This window comes from Pseudolabrys sp. (assembly GCF_050250095.1).
Classification (GTDB): Bacteria; Pseudomonadota; Alphaproteobacteria; order Rhizobiales; family Xanthobacteraceae; genus Pseudolabrys.
Genome location: NZ_JBFWPH010000003.1, coordinates 491,398 through 510,453 on the forward strand (window position 1 = coordinate 491,398; position 19,056 = coordinate 510,453).

Annotated in this window: 18 protein-coding genes; 8 read left to right on the top strand and 10 right to left on the bottom strand. The window is 64.2% G+C overall.

The annotated features are described in order from the left end of the window. Positions 1-46: 46 nt before the first annotated feature. Together AB7F10_RS11835 and mnmE are read right to left on the bottom strand one after the other, a co-directional pair. Entirely contained in the window at positions 47-1,795 is a 1,749-nt protein-coding gene (locus AB7F10_RS11835) for a methyl-accepting chemotaxis protein (RefSeq protein ID WP_428561582.1), read from the bottom strand. Positions 1,796-2,042: 247 nt separating this feature from the next. Then, positions 2,043-3,440 carry a tRNA uridine-5-carboxymethylaminomethyl(34) synthesis GTPase MnmE gene (gene mnmE, locus AB7F10_RS11840; protein WP_428561585.1) on the bottom strand — a complete coding sequence of 466 codons (1,398 nt, stop codon included), beginning with the start codon at positions 3,438-3,440 and terminating at the stop codon, positions 2,043-2,045. A 104-nt stretch (positions 3,441-3,544) separates the two neighbouring features. On the opposite strand from mnmE, the gene AB7F10_RS11845 reads away from it, so the two are divergent. After that, entirely contained in the window at positions 3,545-5,608 is a 2,064-nt protein-coding gene (locus AB7F10_RS11845; protein WP_428561087.1) for a thioredoxin domain-containing protein, read from the top strand. Here AB7F10_RS11845 and AB7F10_RS11850 read toward each other — a convergent pair. The 4 genes from AB7F10_RS11850 to hemE form a co-directional block, all read right to left on the bottom strand. Then, on the bottom strand, positions 5,564-6,829 hold the full coding sequence (locus tag AB7F10_RS11850) for a glycosyltransferase family 87 protein (RefSeq protein WP_428561089.1): 1,266 nt from the start codon (positions 6,827-6,829) through the stop codon (positions 5,564-5,566). The two genes, AB7F10_RS11845 and AB7F10_RS11850, sit on opposite strands and share 45 nt — an antisense overlap. Before the next feature lie 189 nt (positions 6,830-7,018). Continuing rightward, complete coding sequence (rho, locus tag AB7F10_RS11855) at positions 7,019-8,284, bottom strand: transcription termination factor Rho (protein WP_428561092.1); 1,266 nt, start codon at positions 8,282-8,284, stop codon at positions 7,019-7,021. 272 nt (positions 8,285-8,556) lie between these two features. After that, a complete protein-coding gene (gene hemJ, locus AB7F10_RS11860) occupies positions 8,557-8,988 on the bottom strand; it encodes a protoporphyrinogen oxidase HemJ (RefSeq protein ID WP_428561094.1) in 432 nt (143 codons plus the stop codon). Between the two features lie 15 nt (positions 8,989-9,003). Further along, positions 9,004-10,056 carry a uroporphyrinogen decarboxylase gene (gene hemE / locus AB7F10_RS11865; RefSeq protein WP_428561096.1) on the bottom strand — a complete coding sequence of 351 codons (1,053 nt, stop codon included), beginning with the start codon at positions 10,054-10,056 and terminating at the stop codon, positions 9,004-9,006. Between the two features lie 347 nt (positions 10,057-10,403). On the opposite strand from hemE, the gene AB7F10_RS11870 reads away from it, so the two are divergent. The 4 genes from AB7F10_RS11870 to dnaQ are packed head-to-tail and all read left to right on the top strand — an operon-like array spanning position 10,404 to position 13,182. Then, complete coding sequence (locus AB7F10_RS11870; protein ID WP_428561098.1) at positions 10,404-11,234, top strand: pyruvate, water dikinase regulatory protein; 831 nt, start codon at positions 10,404-10,406, stop codon at positions 11,232-11,234. 4 nt (positions 11,235-11,238) lie between these two features. Further along, on the top strand, positions 11,239-11,847 hold the full coding sequence (locus AB7F10_RS11875) for a Maf family protein (RefSeq protein ID WP_428561100.1): 609 nt from the start codon (positions 11,239-11,241) through the stop codon (positions 11,845-11,847). 17 nt (positions 11,848-11,864) lie between these two features. Beyond that, positions 11,865-12,464 (top strand): dephospho-CoA kinase, encoded by a 600-nt coding sequence (gene coaE, locus AB7F10_RS11880; RefSeq protein WP_428561103.1) that lies wholly within the window; start codon positions 11,865-11,867, stop codon positions 12,462-12,464. Between the two features lie 22 nt (positions 12,465-12,486). Next, positions 12,487-13,182 (top strand): DNA polymerase III subunit epsilon, encoded by a 696-nt coding sequence (gene dnaQ, locus AB7F10_RS11885; RefSeq protein ID WP_428561587.1) that lies wholly within the window; start codon positions 12,487-12,489, stop codon positions 13,180-13,182. A 36-nt stretch (positions 13,183-13,218) separates the two neighbouring features. On the opposite strand, the gene secB is transcribed toward dnaQ, so the two are convergent. Beyond that, positions 13,219-13,725: a protein-export chaperone SecB gene (secB, locus tag AB7F10_RS11890; RefSeq protein ID WP_428561105.1), complete on the bottom strand. Its 507-nt coding sequence runs from the start codon at positions 13,723-13,725 to the stop codon at positions 13,219-13,221. Positions 13,726-13,801: 76 nt separating this feature from the next. Continuing rightward, a complete protein-coding gene (locus AB7F10_RS11895; protein ID WP_428561108.1) occupies positions 13,802-14,269 on the bottom strand; it encodes an FxsA family protein in 468 nt (155 codons plus the stop codon). A gap of 206 nt (positions 14,270-14,475) precedes the next feature. On the opposite strand from AB7F10_RS11895, the gene AB7F10_RS11900 reads away from it, so the two are divergent. Genes AB7F10_RS11900 through AB7F10_RS11910 form a run of 3 tightly spaced genes read left to right on the top strand, consistent with a single transcriptional unit; the run spans position 14,476 to position 17,148 of the window. Continuing rightward, entirely contained in the window at positions 14,476-15,228 is a 753-nt protein-coding gene (locus AB7F10_RS11900; protein WP_428561110.1) for a Tim44/TimA family putative adaptor protein, read from the top strand. Positions 15,229-15,232: 4 nt separating this feature from the next. Continuing rightward, entirely contained in the window at positions 15,233-16,573 is a 1,341-nt protein-coding gene (mltA, locus tag AB7F10_RS11905) for a murein transglycosylase A (RefSeq protein WP_428561113.1), read from the top strand. Between the two features lie 8 nt (positions 16,574-16,581). Beyond that, on the top strand, positions 16,582-17,148 hold the full coding sequence (locus tag AB7F10_RS11910) for a Smr/MutS family protein (RefSeq protein ID WP_428561115.1): 567 nt from the start codon (positions 16,582-16,584) through the stop codon (positions 17,146-17,148). A gap of 5 nt (positions 17,149-17,153) precedes the next feature. Here AB7F10_RS11910 and hslU read toward each other — a convergent pair whose 3' ends face one another. After that, positions 17,154-18,464 (bottom strand): ATP-dependent protease ATPase subunit HslU, encoded by a 1,311-nt coding sequence (gene hslU / locus AB7F10_RS11915; RefSeq protein ID WP_428561118.1) that lies wholly within the window; start codon positions 18,462-18,464, stop codon positions 17,154-17,156. Positions 18,465-18,475: 11 nt separating this feature from the next. Then, positions 18,476-19,027: an ATP-dependent protease subunit HslV gene (gene hslV, locus AB7F10_RS11920; protein WP_428561121.1), complete on the bottom strand. Its 552-nt coding sequence runs from the start codon at positions 19,025-19,027 to the stop codon at positions 18,476-18,478. Between the last annotated feature and the right edge of the window lie 29 nt (positions 19,028-19,056).

Genomic DNA, 19,056 nt, shown 5'->3' on the forward strand with positions numbered 1-19,056 from the left:
GAGATGCGCGCTTTTAGCGGAGTGGCCCGAAGGGGTCAAAATCCGGTCAGAAGGTGTAACCGGTGCGCAAACCGCCCCAGTGCCGTCCAAACACGCGGATCGGCGCGTCGATTTCCTGCATCAGCGCGGTTTCGCCGTGGCCCATGTCGCGCGCGTAGTTCTGCAGGAGATAGGGGCGCACCACGCGCGCGGCGGAAAGGCCGGCGCGGTCGTCGAAGATCCGGCGATTGCGCGCATGCGCCTTGTTCCAGTCGACGTCACCGGGACGCTGCGGCATCGCGTAGATCTTGTTGTGCACGGGCAGGTAACCGTTGCGGTCCACCGCGGCGCAGAAGGTCATGCGCGGATCCGATGCAAGGATTGGCTCGAGCACGTCCGGCAACACCGTCTCGACCCAGTCGAGAAAACGGGTGCGATGCTGCACCGGATTGGAACCTTCGATTTCGACATACTCGTTGTCGAACAGAACCTCCTGGGCGATGGCGCCGCGGCGGATACCGTCCTCGAACAGCCGCGAGATTTGGGCAGCGCCTGCGATGGCGCGGTCGATGAATTCCTTGTTGGCGGATTTGAGCTCGTCGAGCGTGCGGTGAAGCGCGCCACGGACGTCGTCGGACATTTCTGCGAAACGCAGATGAAGACCGAGATGGCTTCGGTTGACCATTTGCAACCGGAGGTTGCCGATGGTTGCAATGCTCGCGTCGACGCAATCACCGACCGAAAGCCCGCGCGCATCGGCAACCCGCATCAGCACGCCGCCTTCGGAGATATCGAAGGTCGTGCCTTCGATTGCGCCCGATCGCCAGTGCAGCGTGATGGCGCGTTCGATCGGCAGCCTGTCGTGAGCCCGACGGTCGCCGATGTGGGTCTGCCGCAGGAAAATCGTGCAGCGGGATTTCAGCTGTCCGGCGAGCTGCGCAACGTCGTGCCCGGCCTTGCCGGCTGAAACCCCGTTCGCCGCGGCATCCGCGGCGGCAAGTTCGATTTCGCTCGCACTGGCTGCGACGCCGCCGACAAAGCGCGATGTTTCAGTGGCATTCTGTGAGAGTTCGTTGCTGGTTGCCGTTTGCTGCTCCACGGCGCCGGCAACTTCGCTGAACAGCGGACGGATCGTGTCGACGACCTCGGCAATCCGGCGAACCGCGCCGATCGACGCTTCGGCGTCTTTCTGCAGGGATTCGATATCAGCGCGGATCTGCTCGGTGGCGTGCTGCGTCTGAATGGAAAGCTCTTTGACCTCGGAGGCGACGACGGTGAAGCCCCGGCCCGCCTCACCGGCGCGCGCCGCCTCGATGGTGGCGTTCAGCGCCAACAGATTGCTGCGCTTTGCGATTGTCGCGATCAGGCGAATGACGTTGCCGATTTTCGCGGACGAACTCTGCAGACCGTCGACGCTCGACATGGCGAGACGCGAGGCATCGCCGGCCGTGCGCGCCAGGGCATCCGCCTCGTTGACGCGAAGGCCGATCGCGGCAGCTGTTTGCGCCAACTCCTCGGCGCTGACGGCCACTCGCTGTGTGTTGGCATTGGCGTTCTGCGAATCCTTCGTCAGGTCTTCGCTTCGTGCCCGAATGGCGGCCAGGCTTTGAGCGGACGATTGCGTGACCTGCTGAACGACCTCTGCGACCCGGCCGACATCGCGCATCATCGCGCTCAGGTCGAGCTCGAGCAGGTCGATTGTCTCGCGATAGGCGGAGGATGAGTCGACGGGCACAGTTTCGGGCGCCGAATCCGGCGGTTCGGGGGGTATTCCGGCGCTGTCAGGGGGCCGGAGCCGTGCAAGATTGGTCGGCATCGGCAACGGGACATCTCCGCGACGAACGCAGAGCGACTATCGCGAGTTAGGGTAAAAACGCCGTTAAACCGTGCCGCATTTTGCAGCAGGGGAATGTTTCACGGGAAACAGTGACCGATTTGATGGCGGCTTCCTCTGCCGCAAGGCTGTTTCACGTGAAACAAGCTTAGCCGCCGGATGTAGCAGAGTGCCGATGTCCAAACTGCCCTGCCAAAACACCGATTCTCGAACGCGCGGCCGCCTCTGGTTACTTTCCGACGCAAAAGTCACGAAACAGAACGTCCAGGATATCCTCGACATCGACTCGACCAGTGAGACGGCCGAGTGCGGTCGACGCCGTGCGAAGCTCCTCGGCGACTAGATCTTCCGCCCCAAGGCCGGGAAGCGCGCTAGCGCGATTCAATGCCTCTACGGTCGTCTGCAGGGCGTGGCGGTGCCTTTCACGCGTCACCAGCGCCGGGTCGGCGCCTCCCAGATGAAGCTCCGCAAACTGGGCAACCCGATTCAAAAGCGTATCGATGCCAAAGCCCGTGAGAGCGGAGATCGGAAGAACTGTTTCACGTGAAACACTTTCGCCGAATCCGTCATTGGAGCTGAACTCATTATTGAATTCATTTTCATTGTTTATATCAGCTTTATTCTTTACTTGCTGGATATCAATTTTATTCTTTAATATCAATATGTTGTGTGCCCCCGCAGGCGGCCGCACTCCCACGTCACCAGCGCCATAAAGCCAAAGCACTAAATCCGCTTCCTCGGCCCTCGCCCGAGCCCGGCGAATCCCCTCCTGCTCGACCGGATCGTCGCTGTCTCGAAGCCCCGCCGTATCGATCAAGGTGACCGGATAGCCCTTGAGGTCGAGATGCACCTCCAGGACGTCGCGCGTCGTTCCGGCGTGCGGCGACACAATCGCCACCTCCCGGCCGGCGATCCTGTTCAGCAATGTCGACTTCCCGACATTGGGTGGACCGGCGATGGCGACGACCAGCCCTTCCCGCAGCCGCTCGCCGCGCCGGCCCGCCGCCAGCACCGCGGAAATTTCCTCTGCCAGCTCGCGCGCGATGGCGAGCGCCGGCGCGCTGAGGTCGTCCGGCACGTCGCCCTCGTCGGAAAAGTCGATCGGTGCTTCGATCATCGCCTGAGCCTCGATCAGCCGCTTACGCCAGCCCTCGGTACGTCCGCCGAGCAGACCCTTCATCTGCCGAAACGCCTGCCGCCGCTGCGCCTCGGTCTCCGCCGCGATCAGATCGCCGAGGCCCTCGACCTCGGTCAGATCGAGCTTGCCGTTCTCAAAGCCGCGCCGCGTGAACTCACCCGGCTCCGCCGGCCGCAAGCCCTCCATCGCAGCAAGCGTGTCGAACACCGCAGCAAGCGCCGCACGGCTGCCGTGCATCTGGATTTCGGCGACGTCCTCGCCCGTCTCGCTGCCGGGTCCCGGAAACCACAGCACCACCGCCTCGTCGATCGCCTCACCCGCCGCGTTCCGGATGCGCGCAAACTTCGCTTCTCGCGCCGGCACGCTCGCCTTCCCGCTCAGCACACGCAGCGCATCGCCCGCGCGTGGGCCGGAAATTCGCACGACGCCGATCGCCGCAGGTGGGCGGCCGGACGACAATGCAAAAATCGTATCCTGGTGCCGGGACATCGTTCGTACCGAGATTAAACCCTTGCGGTGCCAGCACGCGCTGGTTAGCTCCGCACCGAAGCCCGGTGTCACCGCATCGGTCAAGTCCATCCGCGAGACCGACCATGACATCTCCCTCCGGCAGCACACACACCAATCGCCTTGCCGGCGCGACCAGCCCGTATCTGCTGCAGCACCAGCACAATCCGGTCGACTGGTGGCCGTGGGGGCCGGAAGCGCTCGCGGAGGCCAAGCGCGCGAACAAGCCGATCCTGCTGTCGGTCGGCTACGCCGCCTGCCACTGGTGCCATGTGATGGCGCACGAGTCCTTCGAGGACGCCGCAACGGCTCAGGTGATGAACGAGCTGTTCGTCAGCATCAAGGTCGACCGCGAGGAGCGGCCCGACATCGACCAGATCTACATGCAAGCGTTACATCTGCTGGGCGAGCAGGGCGGCTGGCCGCTGACGATGTTTCTGACGCCGGCCGGCGAGCCCGTGTGGGGCGGCACTTACTTTCCGCCCGAAAGCAAATTCGGCCGGCCGGCGTTCAAGGACGTGCTGCGCGAGGTCGCGCGCATCTTCCGCGAAGAACCGGAATCGATCGAGAAGAATCGCGTCGCGCTGCTCGCCAATCTCGCCCAGAAGGCGCGGCCCGCCGGCAAGGTCGTGATCGGCGCGCAGGAGCTTGACGGTTTCTCGCGCCAGATCGGCAACATGATCGATCAGGTGCATGGCGGCTTGCGCGGCGCGCCGAAATTTCCACAAAGCCCGATGCTCGAAATGCTCTGGCGCGCCGGCCTGCGCACCGGAGACGCGCGCTTTTTCGAAACCGTCGAACACACCCTCGAACGAATGTGCGAGGGCGGCATCTACGATCACTTGGGCGGCGGCTTCTCACGTTACTCGGTCGACGAGAAGTGGCTGGTGCCGCATTTCGAAAAGATGCTGTACGACAATGCGCTGCTGCTCGAACTGCTGGCGCTTGCCTATGCTCGCAGCGGCAACGAGCTGTTCCGCCGCCGCGCACAGGAAACCGTCGGCTGGCTCGCGCGCGAAATGACCACCAAAGGCGGCGCATTTTCGGCCTCGCTCGACGCGGACTCCGAAGGCGAGGAAGGCAAATTCTACGTCTGGTCGAAAAACGAAATCACCGAGCTGATCGGCCCGGAAGCAGCCGAATTCTTCGCCGGACACTATGACGTCAGCGACGACGGCAATTTCGAAGGCCACAACATTCTCAACCGCCTGAAGTCGGTGCCGCGTGGCGCGGAGGACGAAGAGCGGCTGAAGACGCTGCGATACATTATGCTTGAGGCACGCGAGGCGAGGGTGCGCCCCGGCCTCGACGACAAGGTGCTGGCCGACTGGAACGGCCTGATGATCGCCGCGCTGGTCAATGCGGGCGTGTTGCTCGACGAACCGTCCTGGATCGACATGGCGGCGTGCGCCTTTGCTTTCATCGCCGGCAACATGACGAGGGGCGAGGAGAACGACCAGCGTCTCGGTCACTCCTGGCGCGAGGGCCAATTGCTCTACCCGGGTCTTGCCTCCGATCACACCGCGATGATCCGCGCCGCGCTCGCGCTCTACGAGGTGAAGGGAGACAGCGCCTATCTCGATCAGGCGCGGCGCTGGCAGACAGCGCTCGACCGCCACTACGCCGATCCCGACACCGGCGGCTATTATCTCACCGCGGACGACGCCGAAGGCCTGCTGCTGCGGCCGCATTCGACCGCCGACGACGCCACCCCCAACCACAACGCCGTCGCCGCACAAAACCTCGTGCGCCTCGCAGCGTTAGCCGGCGACGACGTCGCGCGCGCGCAAGCCGACCGATTGTTCAACGGCGTGTTGTCGGCGGCCGGAAACAATCTTTTCGCCCACGTCGCTTTGCTGAATGCGCTCGACCTGCGGCTGCACGGCTCGGAGATCGTCATCACCGGACAGGATGACGCCGCCCAGGCTCTGGCGCGCGCCGCGCTCAAGCATCCCTTCATCGCGCGCATCGTGCTGCGCGCGGCGGCAGACGACTTGCCGGCTTCGCACCCGGCACAAGAGAAGATCAGGGCGGCAACCGGCAGCGCCGCCTTCATCTGCGTCGGCGAGCGGTGTTCCCTGCCGATGACGGACGTCGCGCAGCTCTCACAGGTCGTCGACGGCATGCGGCCGTCGCCAAAGGCCGGCTAGCATCTCGCGCACGGGCAGACTGGCCAGCGCGATCATCGCGAACGCCGCCCCCAGCGCCGGAGCGCCGACCGCAACGCCGGTGGCCTTTGCGACTGGCGCGACGACCGCAGGCGTCATCAGAACGAGCGCCGATGCCACGGCGCCCGCGCGCCGCGTCATCGCGCCATTGGCCGCCATCTGCATGATCCAGACGACCGCGAAGGCGCCGATCACCAGATCGTAGTCCTGAAGATAGGGAGCCGCCAAAAATCCGCCCAGCACCAGCGCGGCATTCCGCTGCTCGGCCGGCGCATCCCGATGCCACAGCCATCCGACGGCCGCAGCCGCTATCGTGGCGCAGAACGCCTGAATGGCGTAGGCGGTCGTAATATCGGCTCCCGAATGCCGCGCGGTGACGAAGACCGACGCCATGCGATGCCACACGCCGGCGCCACTTTCGAGCACGGTCTGCCGCAGCACCGCGACGTGCTCGAGGTCGGTCGGCCAGATGTCGGCGCCGAATAGCACGATGCTGATGACGACGATCCCGCCGGTGGTTGCGGCGGCAACCGCCAGCGCCTGCCAGCGGTGGCCGGCGATTAATGCGACCGGCACGAGCAGCGCAAGATGCGGCTTGCAGACCATCAGACCGAACAGCAGCCCGGCGAGCACCGGGCGACGATCGAGCAGCACGAGACCCCCGCCGATCAACGCAGCCGACCACGCGCCGTTCTGCCCCGCGATGAAATTCAGAAACACCGCCGGCGTCGCGGCGGCGAGCAGGAGAACGTCGCTTCGCTGCGATTGCGGCCACGCCGCAGCAAGCGCGCGATAAAACGCCAGCCAGCTTCCGGATAGCCAGAGCGCAAGCGCCGGAACATAGGGCAGCGCGGCCAGCGGCGCCGTGAGCACGAGCAGCGCCGGCGGATAGCTGTAGTGATAAAAACCGATCACGCCGCCGGTGGCAGCCTGCTCGAAAGCGTGAAACGCCGCCCACGCATAGACGTCTCCCGCGTCGCTTCCCCAGGCCAGCGCCGCACCGCTCCAGTAATTGATGAAATCGTCGCCCAACGGCCGCCCGGCGCCGTCGCTCAAGCCGACCGCCGTCTGCCGCGTGAGGTCGAGCAGATAAACCAGCGCGGCGACTGCGACCCAGCATCGCGCCAGCGCGCGCAGGCGGTCCACGCCAAACGACGGCGCAGGTCGCGTCGACAGCCGTTGCGACGATTGCAGAACCGACATCGCTCCCCCAGCCAATCGCGGGAGACCCTATGGCGGAAGGCTTAGCCTGCCCTTTCCACGTTATTTGCAGTTTGACGGAAGTTTTCGGCAATTGGCCCGGACCGGGGCAACTTTGCACGAACCGGAAACGAAAAGGACCGTCTCCTTTCGGAAGCGGTCCTGATCTTTTCTTAGGTTGTCTGCGCGGCGTCAGGTGTTCATCGAGTCGAAGAACTCGCTGTTCGTCTTGGTGTTGCGCAACTTGTCGAGCAGGAAGTCGATGGCGTCCATCGTGCCCATCGGATTGAGGATGCGGCGCAGCACGTACATCTTCTTGAGCACCGCCGGATCGGTCAGCAGCTCTTCCTTGCGGGTGCCGGAGCGCGTGATGTCCATCGCCGGGAAGGTGCGCTTGTCGGCCACCTTGCGGTCGAGGATGAGTTCCGAGTTACCGGTGCCCTTGAACTCTTCGAAGATCACTTCGTCCATGCGGCTGCCGGTGTCGATCAGCGCGGTCGCGATGATGGTCAGCGAGCCGCCTTCCTCGATGTTACGCGCCGCGCCGAAGAAGCGCTTCGGGCGCTGCAGCGCATTGGCGTCGACGCCGCCCGTCAGCACCTTGCCGGATGACGGCACCACAGTGTTGTAGGCGCGGCCGAGGCGCGTGATCGAGTCGAGCAGGATCACCACGTCGCGGCCGTGTTCGACCAAGCGCTTGGCCTTCTCGATCACCATTTCCGCGACCTGGACGTGACGCGAGGCCGGCTCGTCGAAGGTCGAGGAAATCACCTCGCCCTTCACCGAGCGCTGCATGTCGGTCACTTCTTCCGGGCGCTCGTCGATCAGCAAGACGATCAAATAGCATTCCGGATGGTTGGCCGTGATCGCGTGCGCGATGTTCTGCAGCAGCACGGTCTTGCCGGTGCGCGGCGGCGCGACGACCAGCGCGCGCTGGCCCTTGCCGATCGGCGCGACGATGTCGATGACGCGGGCCGACAGATCCTTCTTGGTCGGATCGTCGTGCTCCATGCGCAGCCGCTCGTTCGGGTAGAGCGGCGTCAGGTTGTCGAAGTTGACCTTGTGCTTGATCTTCTCGGGGTCTTCGAAATTGATCGTGTTGACCTTGAGAAGCGCGAAATAGCGTTCGCCTTCCTTGGGCGAGCGGATATGGCCGTCGACGGTGTCGCCGGTACGCAGGCCGAAGCGACGAATCTGGGACGGCGAGACGTAGATGTCGTCGGGCCCGGACAGATAGTTCGATTCCGGCGAGCGCAGGAAGCCGAAGCCGTCCGGCAGCACCTCGACCACGCCTTCGCCGACGATGTCGATTTCCTGGGTGGCGAGCTGCTTGAGGATCGCAAACATCAATTCCTGCTTGCGCAGGGTGCTGGCGTTTTCCACGCCGCTTTCTTCGGCGAACTGCACCAGTTCCGCCGGGGTTTTGGACTTGAGGTCCTGTAGTTTCATTTCCCGCATGGGGGCATTGGTCCTGTGAGGAGATCCGGACGGCGACCAGAAAACGCGGGCGCTGCGCCGGATTGAAAGACTTCGAGAAATCGCAGGTCTTGAGGAGGGAACGTGCTTTGGAAGGTTATCCCTGACCCGATGCCGCGACCGGTCCGAACACGGAACCGGAACGCCGCTGCATCCGCCTGCGTTCGGTGGGATGCGCAAATCTAGGAAGAAAACCCGCCGGTCGCAAGGGTCGCGCGAAACGTGCTTAACGATTTTCGCTTGGAATTTGGCCTTTAAAAAGGCTTCACCACCACCAGAACGACGATCAGGATCATCAGCAGGGTGGGTACCTCGTTGATTATCCGATAGAATTTCTGCGATTTGCGATTCCGGTCGGCCGCGAAATCGCGCACGTAACGGCTCAGCATGCCGTGGACGCCGGACATGACCAGCACCAGCACGAGTTTGGCGTGCAGCCATCCCGATTGCTTGAATGCCTCCCAACCCATCAGCCAGATCAGCGCCAGGCCAAGTAGCCAGGTGGCGATCATCGCCGGGTTGATGATCGCCTTCAAAAGGCGCCGTTCCATCACCTTGAAGGTTTCCGACTGCGCAGAGCCCGCCGGCGCGTCGCAGTGATAGACGAACAGCCGCGGCAGATAGAGCATGCCCGCCATCCACGAGATGACGGCGATGATGTGAAAGGCCTTCAGCCAGAGATACATCGCAAACCTCGATAACTAGCGGCGGGCGCGTTTCAGCATCTGCTCGACATGCGCGACCGGCGTATCGGGCAGGATGCCGTGGCCGAGATTAAAAATGAAAGGCCGCGCGGCGAACGCTGCCAGCACATCGTCGACCGCGCGATCGAGCGCCACGCCGCCGGCACGCAACGCCAGCGGATCGAGATTGCCCTGCACCGGCACCCGGCTCTGGATTTTCTCGGCAGCGAACGTCTTGTCGATGGTCCAGTCGAGACTGACGGCATCGACACCGGTTTGCTCGACATAGCGCGGCACCATGCTGCCGCCACCACGCGGAAAGCCGATGATATTCGCGCCCGGCACTTGTTTGCGCACGCCGGCGACAATGCGTTTTGCCGGTGCGATCGACCAGCGCTCGAACTGCTCGGGCGGCAATACGCCGGCCCAGGTATCGAACAGCTGCACCGCATCGGCGCCGGCCTTGAGCTGACCGACAAGATATTCGATCGATGCATCCGAGATCGCATCGATCAACTGCGCGAAGGCTTCCGGCTGCCGATAAGCGAATGTCCGCGCCGGCGCCTGATCGGGCGTACCTTGGCCCGCGATCACATAAGTCGCGACCGTCCACGGCGCACCGCAGAAGCCGAGCAGCGTGACCTGCGGATCGAGATCCGCCTTCACCCGGGCGACCGTTTCATAGATCGAGTTGAAGACCTTCGCGTCCGGCGGCCGCTTCATCGCAACGATGGCCGCTTCGTCCTTCACCGGATCGAGCTTGGGTCCTTCACCGGCCTCGAACCGCACGTCGCGGCCGAGCGCCAGTGGCACCACGAGAATATCGGAAAACAGGATCGCCGCGTCAAAACCGAAACGTCGCACCGGTTGCAGCGTTACCTCGGCGGCAAGCTCCGGATTGAAGCACAGCTTGAGAAAACTGCCGGCCTTCTCGCGCACCGCACGATACTCAGCCAGATAGCGGCCTGCCTGCCGCATCATCCAGGCCGGTGGAACGGGTTGCCGGCGACCGTCGAGAACCGACAGCAATGGCTTATTCACCGCGGTCGTCTTGCGAAACCCTTCTTCCATCAAAACCTGATTCTAGAATCTGTAGTTATTGTGAGTCGGTGGTTTGGACTCATGACTCCCGATCCACATCTTGTCCACCGGCTGTCCATGAGCAACACACCGGCTGCGGCGGGCACATTGCCAAAGACCTCTCAAAGAGGCCTGATTTACAGGCTGAATCCTGACTTTCCCCGCTTATCCCAATTCCTCGCCAACAGGCTCGCACAGTCGCTAGTAAAATCGGCTACGGCTATCCCGCAGGCAGCCGTGTGGACGAAACCCGGCTTTATCCTCGTGTGATGCTTGCACTGGTCCGGCGCCCGTGGCCTTCTCCAGAGAAATCCACAGGGCGTCCCGTCACTGTCCCAATGGCTGACAACAGCTATTTCCATTTGCATCTGGTCTCCGACTCAACCGGCGAGACGCTGATCACGGTCGCGCGGGCGGCTGCCGCGCAATATTCGGGCGTCACGCCAGTCGAGCATCTTTATCCGATGGTCCGCACCATCCGGCAACTCGAGCTGGCGCTGGCGGAGATCGAGGAGGCGCCAGGCCTCGTCCTCTATACGTTGCTCGACGAGGAACTGGTCACGGTGCTCGAGAAGAAATGCCGCGAGCTGGGCCTGCCTTGCATGTCGATCCTCGGTCCGGTGCTGAGGCTGTTCCAGTCCTATCTCGGCGCGGAGACGACGCATCGGGTCGGCGCCCAGCACGTCCTCAACGCGGAATATTTCAATCGCATCGACGCGCTGAACTTCACGATGATGCATGACGACGGACAGAACGTCGAAACGCTGAACAATGCCGATGTTGTGCTGGTCGGCGTGTCGCGCACGTCGAAAACGCCGACCTCGATCTATCTAGCCAATCGCGGCGTCAAAACGGGAAACGTTCCGCTGGTGCCGAATGTGCCGCTGGCGCCGGAGGTCGAGCGGCTGACATTGCCGCTGGTCGTCGGGCTTTACGCCAGCGCGGAGCGCATCGTGCAGATTCGCGAAAATCGTCTGCTCGGTCTCAAGGCGCATCGCGACGACGACCAGTACATCGACCGCAGCGCGGTGGCGGAGGAAGTCACCTATTCGCGCCGGCTATGCGCCAAACATAACTGGCCGACCATCGACGTGACCCGGCGCTCGATTGAGGAAACCGCGGCCGCCGTCATGAAGCTTCTCACCGAACGCCGCCGTCGGCCCGGATGACGCGATGACGCTCTGGATCGCGCGCAAGCCGCTGGTGCTCGCCTCGAAAAGCCCGTCGCGCCGGCGCGTTCTGGAGAACGCAGGTATTTCCGTCGACATCCATCCCGCGGACATCGACGAGCGCGCGGTCGAGGCGGCCGCCGGGCCGTCCGGTCCCGGCGAAGCAGCGCAATTGCTCGCTCGCGCCAAGGCGCTTGCCGTGTCGGCAGCGTTGCCTGGCCGCCTGGTGCTCGGGGCCGATCAGACTTTGGCTCTGGGACAGAAGCGGTTTTCCAAGCCGGCCGGCCGCGCCGGCGCGCAGGCGCAGCTGCAGGAACTCTCCGGTCATGCGCACGAACTGCATTCGGCCTTCGCGCTGGCGCGGGACGGCGCCATTCTGTTCGAGCATTGCAGCGTGGCGCGCCTCACCATGCGCTCCTTGTCGGCGGCGGCGATCGAGCACTATCTGGACGCGGCGGGCGAGGCGGTATCCTTGAGCGTCGGCGCCTATCAGATCGAAGGCGTCGGGATTCAGCTATTCGAGCGCATCGAGGGCGACTACTTCACCATCCTCGGCATGCCGCTGCTGCCGCTGCTCGACTGGCTGCGGCGCAACGGCTTCATCGCGGCGTGAATGGAGATTGATCGACGATGTTCGTGCTCGGCCTGACCGGCTCGATGGGAATGGGAAAGTCCACCACGGCGACATTCTTTGCCGAGGAGGGCGTGCCCGTTCACGACGCCGACGCTGCCGTTCATCGTCTCTATGAAGCCGCGGCCGTCGCTCCGATCGAGGCCGCTTTTCCGGGCGTGACCGGCGGCGGCAAAGTCGATCGCACGAAACTTTCGGAGCGCATCGCCGGTAACCCCGCCGCGCTGAAACAACTCGAAGCAATCGTTCATCCGCTGGTCCGTGCCGCCGAACGGGATTTTCTCGCGGCGGCGGAGAAAAGCGGCGCGCCAATCGCGGTGCTCGACATTCCGCTGCTCTACGAGACCGGCGGCGAAAGCCGCTGCGACGCGGTGGTCGTCGTCTCGGCGCCGGCGGACGTGCAGCGCGCGCGTGTGTTCGAGCGGCCCGGCATGACCGATGAAAAATACGCCGCGCTGCTGGCGCGCCAGATGCCCGACGCCGAGAAGCGCCGCCGCGCCGACTTCGTGGTGGACAGTTCGCGCGGCCTCGATGCCGCGCGGGCGCAGGTCCGTGATATCCTCAAAGCCGTCGCTACAATGCCGAAGCGGCGCGACTGATTCGAAGGGCTGCCCGATGGCGATGCGCGAGATCGTTCTCGATACCGAAACTACCGGCCTCGATCCGGGGCAGGGTCACCGGCTCGTCGAAGTCGGCTGCGTCGAGTTGATCAACCGGATTCCCACCGGGCAGGGGTTCCATTTCTATCTCAATCCCGAGCGCGATGTACCGAAGGAAGCCTTCGCGGTGCATGGCCTGTCGGCGGAGTTTCTGGCCGACAAGCCGCTGTTCGCCGAGATCGCCGATGCGTTTCTCGAATTCATCGGCGAGGACGCGCCGCTGGTCATTCACAACGCAAGCTTCGATCACGGCTTTCTCAACGCCGAACTGGCGCGGCTGAAAAAGCCGGCGATCGCGCGCGAACGGCTGGTCGATACGCTGCTGCTTGCCCGCCGCAAGCATCCCGGCGGCTCCAACAAGCTGGACGATCTTTGCGTGCGTTACGGGATCGATAACTCGCAGCGAACCAAGCACGGCGCGCTGCTCGACGCCGAATTGCTCGCCGAGGTCTATCTCGAACTGATCGGCGCGCGTCAGGCGCAACTTATCCTGTCGGAAACCACCGTGATCCGGTCGTCCTCGCGCGGCACGCCCATTGCGCCACGGCCTGTTCCGCTCAGCCCGCGCCTCACCGACGCGGAACGCGCCGCGCACGACGAATTCGTCGCGACGCTCGGCGAGGATGCGGTTTGGCTGAAATACGCGGCGGGAAACTAAAGCGTCTTCAGTCGAAGAAACGATTGGTCGCCGACGTCACGCCTGTGCGGTCGGCGGCGGCGCGGCCGGCGCCTGCGACAGGTTCTGCCGATACAGGCTGACGAAGTCGATCGGGTCAAGCAGCAGCGGCGGGAAGCCGCCATTGGTCACCGCCGTCGCCACGATCTCGCGCGCGAAGGGGAACAGCAGCCGCGGACATTCGATCATCACGACCGGGTGGAAATTTTCCTGCGGCACGTTCTGGATGCGGAAGATGCCGGCATAGGTCAGCTCGAAATTGAACAGGACGGTGCCGGACGACTCGGCCTTGCCGTCGATCTTGAGAACGACCTCGACGGTGCCGTCCTGCAGCGGGTTGGCCGAGACGTTGACCTGGATGCTGATCTCCGGCTGCTGGCCGGACGGCGCCAGCGAGCGCGGCGCATGGGGGTTCTCGAACGACAGATCCTTGGTGTACTGCGCGAAAATATTGATCTGCGGCGCGACCGCCTGCGCCTGAGACGGGGTCTGGGCCGCACCGCCGTTGCCGTTACCGTTCGTCATGGTCTCTCCTTCGGCCGCGGCCGGTTGACGGCGGGTTGGCTAACACAGCACCGGAAGGCGAACAAGGATCGGGCTTTTAGCGTGCATCGTCGCGATCGCGGCGGCGGCCGATCTGCGGATCGGGCACCTGCCGCCAGTCCTCGGGCGCAAGGTCGACCACGTTGTCGTTTGCTGCGCTGTCTCCGGCCGGCCGCCAGCCGGCCGCCCGTGCGGCGAGACGGCGCAGCGGCACGATCAGCATCAGCAGCCCGATCAGGCCGGTGATGAAGCCCGGGACCAGCAAGAGAATGCCGGCGATCACCGTGAGCACGCCGGACCCGTCCGCCTGCAGCGCCGAGAGCCGGTTTTCGCCGAGTGCAACCCGCACGCGCGAAATGTGCGCCGCCCCGCCATATCGGATCACCAGCGCCCCAAGGACGGAGAGTGCGACAATCAACGCGAAGGCCGGGCCGAGGCCGATAGCCGCGGCGACCAGCGCGAAGGCGGCGATTTCCAGCAATGGCAGCGCCAGAACCGCCAAAATCAGACCGCGAAGCAACGTCATGCTTTATCCATATTCCGGGGGATCGTGTTGGCCTGTCCGGCGCAATCGTCTAGAGTCCGTCGGTGCAATGCAACATCGCTTCGGAATCCTTCCGCGCCACTGGATTGCCTGAACCCGAGGCCTAGATAAGCAGAGCAAGGTCCGTCTGCGAGTGTTTGTCGGCCCGCTGGACCGCGGGAGAGCGCCGACAGGCCGACCGCGAAAGCATGCGAGACGTGTTCGACATTTACACCATCATCTTTCTGGCGCTTGCAGTCTTCATTTTCCTGCGGCTGCGGAGCGTCTTGGGGCAGCGTACCGGCCGCGAGCGGCCGCCTTACGATCCTTATTCCGCGCGCGACGCGATGCGGCCGGCCTCCGAGAAGGTTGTCGCGCTGCCGAACCGCTCCGCGGAGCAGGCCAAGAACGGCCAAGACAACAAAGACAACAAACCGGCTGAGCCGGCCGAGCCCGAAAAGGCCGCCGACAGCGGCGATCGCTGGAATGGCATTGCCAAACCCGGCTCGCCGCAGTTCGCCGGGCTCAATGCCATTGCCGCCGCCGATCCGGCATTCGATGCCAAGCACTTTCTCACCGGCGCGCGCAGCGCCTACGAGATGATCGTGTCCGCCTTCGCCGAAGGCGACACCCGGACCCTGAAGGGCATGCTCTCGAAGGAAGTCTATGAGGGCTTCGAGTCGGCCATCGCCGAACGTGACCGGCGCGGGGAGAAAGTCGAAAGCCGCTTCGTCTCGATCGACAATGCCGACGTGGTGGCGGCGGAATTGCGCAGCCGCGTCGCGCAGATCACCGTGAAGTTCAATTCGCAACTCGTCACCGCGACGCGGAACAAGGACGGCGAAGTGATCGACGGCAGCGACGAGAAGGTGACCGACGTCACCGACAGCTGGACCTTTGCGCGCGATGTGTCGTCGCGCGACCCGAACTGGAAACTGGTTGCGACCGAACCCGGGCAGTGACCGGATGGCTGGCCGTCGACGCCTCACATCGGGATTGAGTGGCATCGCCGCCATCGGATTGCTGGCGGCCGGCGCATGGGTCGTCAGTCCGGCGATCGCGCAGGCCAAGAAGGCGCACGCCAAAAAGGCTCATGCCAAAAGCAGCGTGCACATTCCGGGCGCCAGGCTCGAGCCGCTGTCTTTTGCGACGCTCGAAGGCTGGAAGGACGACGATCAGGCCGCCGCGTTCGGCTCCTTCCTCAACAGCTGCCGCGCCATTCTCAACAGCACGCCGGCAATGCACCGCAAGAAGCCGCTGCTCGGCAAGCTCTACAAAGCCTGCCAGCAGGCGCAGCTCATCAAGCAGCCGAACGGGGACGGCGCGCGCAAGTTCTTCGAGGACAATTTCCAGCCGGTGCGCATTTTGCCGCCAACGCGCTCTTACGGTTTCTACACCGGCACCGACGGCTTCTTCACCGGCTACTACGAGCCGCAGGTCGAAGGTTCTCGGCTGCCGAGCGAGGAATACAAATATCCGCTCTATCGCGTGCCGGGCAAAGTCGCGGGCAAGAAAAGCACGGTGTTCGGGCATCTCGACCGCAAGGACATCGTCGAGGGCGCGCTTGCCGGCAAGGGTCTCGAAATCTGCTGGGTGAAAAGCCCGATCGATGCGTTCTTCGCGCAGATCCAGGGCTCGACGCGGGTCAAGCTCGACACCGGCGACATGCTGCGGCTGAATTACATCGCCAGCAACGGCAAGCCTTACACGCCGGTCGGGCGCATCCTGATCGATGACGGCATTATCTCCGCCGAAGACATGACGATGGACAAGATCCGCGAATACATGGAGACGAATCCGGAGAAAGGCGCGGAGCTGCGCCTGAAGAATCGTTCCTATGTGTTTTTCCGGGAGACGTCGCTCAAGCCGCACGAAGAGCCGATCGGTGCGCAGGGCGTGCCGTTGACGACGGGACGCTCGATCGCGGTCGATCCCTCGATCCATGTCTATGGCACGCCGATCTGGATCGACGCGAAGCTGCCGATCAAAGGCGACGCGCCGATCGATGCGTTCCAGCATCTCGTGATCGCGCAGGACACCGGCTCGGCAATTCGCGGGCCGGCGCGCGCCGATATCTATTTCGGTTATGGCGGCGACGCGCCGAGCGTCGCCGGCCGCATCAAGCAGTTCGGCCGCTTCGTCATGCTGGTGCCGAAAGGCATCGCGGTCGAAGAGCCGACGGTCGCCACCGTTCCGACGCCGAAATCGCGGCCGCCGAAGGCGTCCGCGGAGAATGACGGGGCCGAGAAGAAAGACGACAGCAATAGTCCGTCCTTGCCGGCCGTGGCGACGCGCCCCAAAACCTGATCATCTTCATGAGCGGCAAGGGTCGCGATCCGGATCACAAAAGCGGCCGCCGGCGTATTCTGACGCGCGAAGAACGCGTGATCTGGACGACTTTCACCAAAGCCATTATGCCGTTGCCGAAGCGTGCGGCCCTCGATGAGGCGCCTGACGACGCGCAGGACGTACCGCCGCCCGCCGCCAAGACGTCTCGGCAGCGCGCCGCCGCGTCGCAGGCTCCGCCCGCGCGCGCCGGCTCATCCGCTGCGCCGCCGCTTCCGCCCTCGCTTGCGCCGCTCGACCGGCGGGCGAAACGCCGCGTCGCGTCGGGCCGCGACGCCATCGACGCGCGATTCGATCTGCACGGGTTGACGCAGAGCGAAGCGCATACGGAGCTTTTGCATTTCCTGCGCAGCGCGACGGCGCGCGATGCGCGGCTCGTCCTCGTCATCACCGGCAAGAGCGGTGTGTTGCGCCGGCAGGTGCCGCAGTGGCTCGCGCTGCCGGAGTTTCGCGCACTGACGATCGGCTTTGAGACCGCGCATGTCCGTCACGGCGGCGACGGCGCGCTTTATGTGCGGCTGCGGCGCGCGCGCTGACGGCCCTAGAGAATAAACCGCGACAAATCGGTGTTTTTGGCGAGGTCGCCGATGTGATGGCGCACATAGTCGGCGTCGATCGTCATGGTCTGCCCGCCGAGGTCGGATGCGCGATAGGAGATGTCGTCGAGCACGCGCTCCATCACGGTCTGCAAGCGCCGCGCGCCGATATTCTCGATCGAGGAATTCACCGACACCGCGATGTCGGCCAGCGCGTCGATGGCGTCGTCGGTGAAGTCGAGCGTCACGCCTTCGGTCTGCATCAGCGCGACATACTGCTTGATGAGCGAGGCTTCCGGCTCGGTGAGGATGCGGCGGAAGTCGTCACGCGTCAGCGCGTTGAGTTCGACGCGGATCGGCAAGCGGCCCTGCAGTTCTGGCAGCAGGTCCGAGGGCTTGGAAATGTGGAACGCGCCGGAAGCGATGAAGAGGATGTGGTCGGTCTTCACCGGCCCGTGCTTGGTGCTGACGGTGGTGCCTTCGATCAGCGGCAGGAGGTCGCGCTGCACGCCCTCGCGCGAAACGTCGGCGCCGTGGCGGCCCTCGCGGGCGCAGATCTTGTCGACCTCGTCGAGAAACACGATGCCGTTCTGTTCGACGACCTGGATCGACTCCTGCACGATATTGTCGTTGTCGAGCAGCTTGTCGGATTCCTCGTTGACGAGGATGGGGTGCGAGTCCTTGACGGTAATGCGGCGCGTTCTGGTGCGGCCGCCCATCTTGCCGAAGATGTCGCCGATATTGATCGCGCCCATCTGCGCGCCGGGCATGCCGGGAATATCGATCAGCGGCATGCCGCCGCCGGAGGCCTGCACCTCGATCTCGATTTCCTTGTCGTCGAGTTCGCCGGCGCGAAGCTTGCGGCGAAAGCTGTCGCGGGTCGCGGCGCTGGCGCCGGGTCCGACCAGCGCGTCGAGCACGCGCTCCTCGGCCGCCTTTTCGGCGCGCGCGGTGACGTCCTTGCGCTTGCGGTCGCGCGTCAGTGCGATGGAAATCTCGACGAGGTCGCGCACGATCTGCTCGACATCGCGGCCGACATAGCCGACCTCGGTAAACTTGGTCGCTTCGACTTTCAGGAACGGCGCGCCGGCGAGCCTGGCGAGCCGCCGCGAAATCTCGGTCTTGCCGACGCCGGTCGGCCCGATCATCAGGATGTTCTTCGGCAGCACTTCCTCGCGCAGCCTGTCGTCGAGCTGCAGCCGCCGCCAGCGGTTGCGCAGAGCGATGGCGACCGCGCGCTTGGCGTCGGCCTGGCCGACGATGTAGCGGTCAAGCTCGGAGACGATCTCGCGGGGTGAGAAGGAAAAGTCGGTCACCGGGTGTCCATTCAGGCTTTGAGCGATTCGATGGTCACGTTGCGATTGGTGTAGACGCAAATATCGGCGGCGATATCGAGCGATTTGCGTACGATCGTCTCGGCATCGTGCGCGCTGTCGAGCAGGGCGCGCGCGGCGGCGAGCGCGTAATTGCCGCCGGAGCCGATGCCCATCACGCCGTTCTCGGGCTCAAGCACGTCGCCGGTCCCGGTCAGCACCAGAGACACATCCTTGTCCGCGACGATCATCATGGCTTCGAGCCGCCGCAGGTAGCGGTCGGTGCGCCAATCCTTCGCAAGCTCGACCGCGGCGCGGGTGAGTTGGCCGGGATATTGCTCGAGCTTCGCTTCGAGCCGCTCGAACAGCGTGAAGGCGTCGGCTGTCGCGCCGGCGAAGCCGCCGATCACGTCACCTTTGCCGAGCCGCCGGACTTTCTTGGCGTTCGCCTTAATGACGGTCTGTCCGATCGAGACCTGGCCGTCGCCGCCGATCACCACGGCGCCGTTCTTGCGCACGGTCAGGATCGTGGTGCCGTGCCAGCTCGGAATTTCGTTGGAAGACATGCCTTTAATCCTCGCGAGTGCTTGAAGAT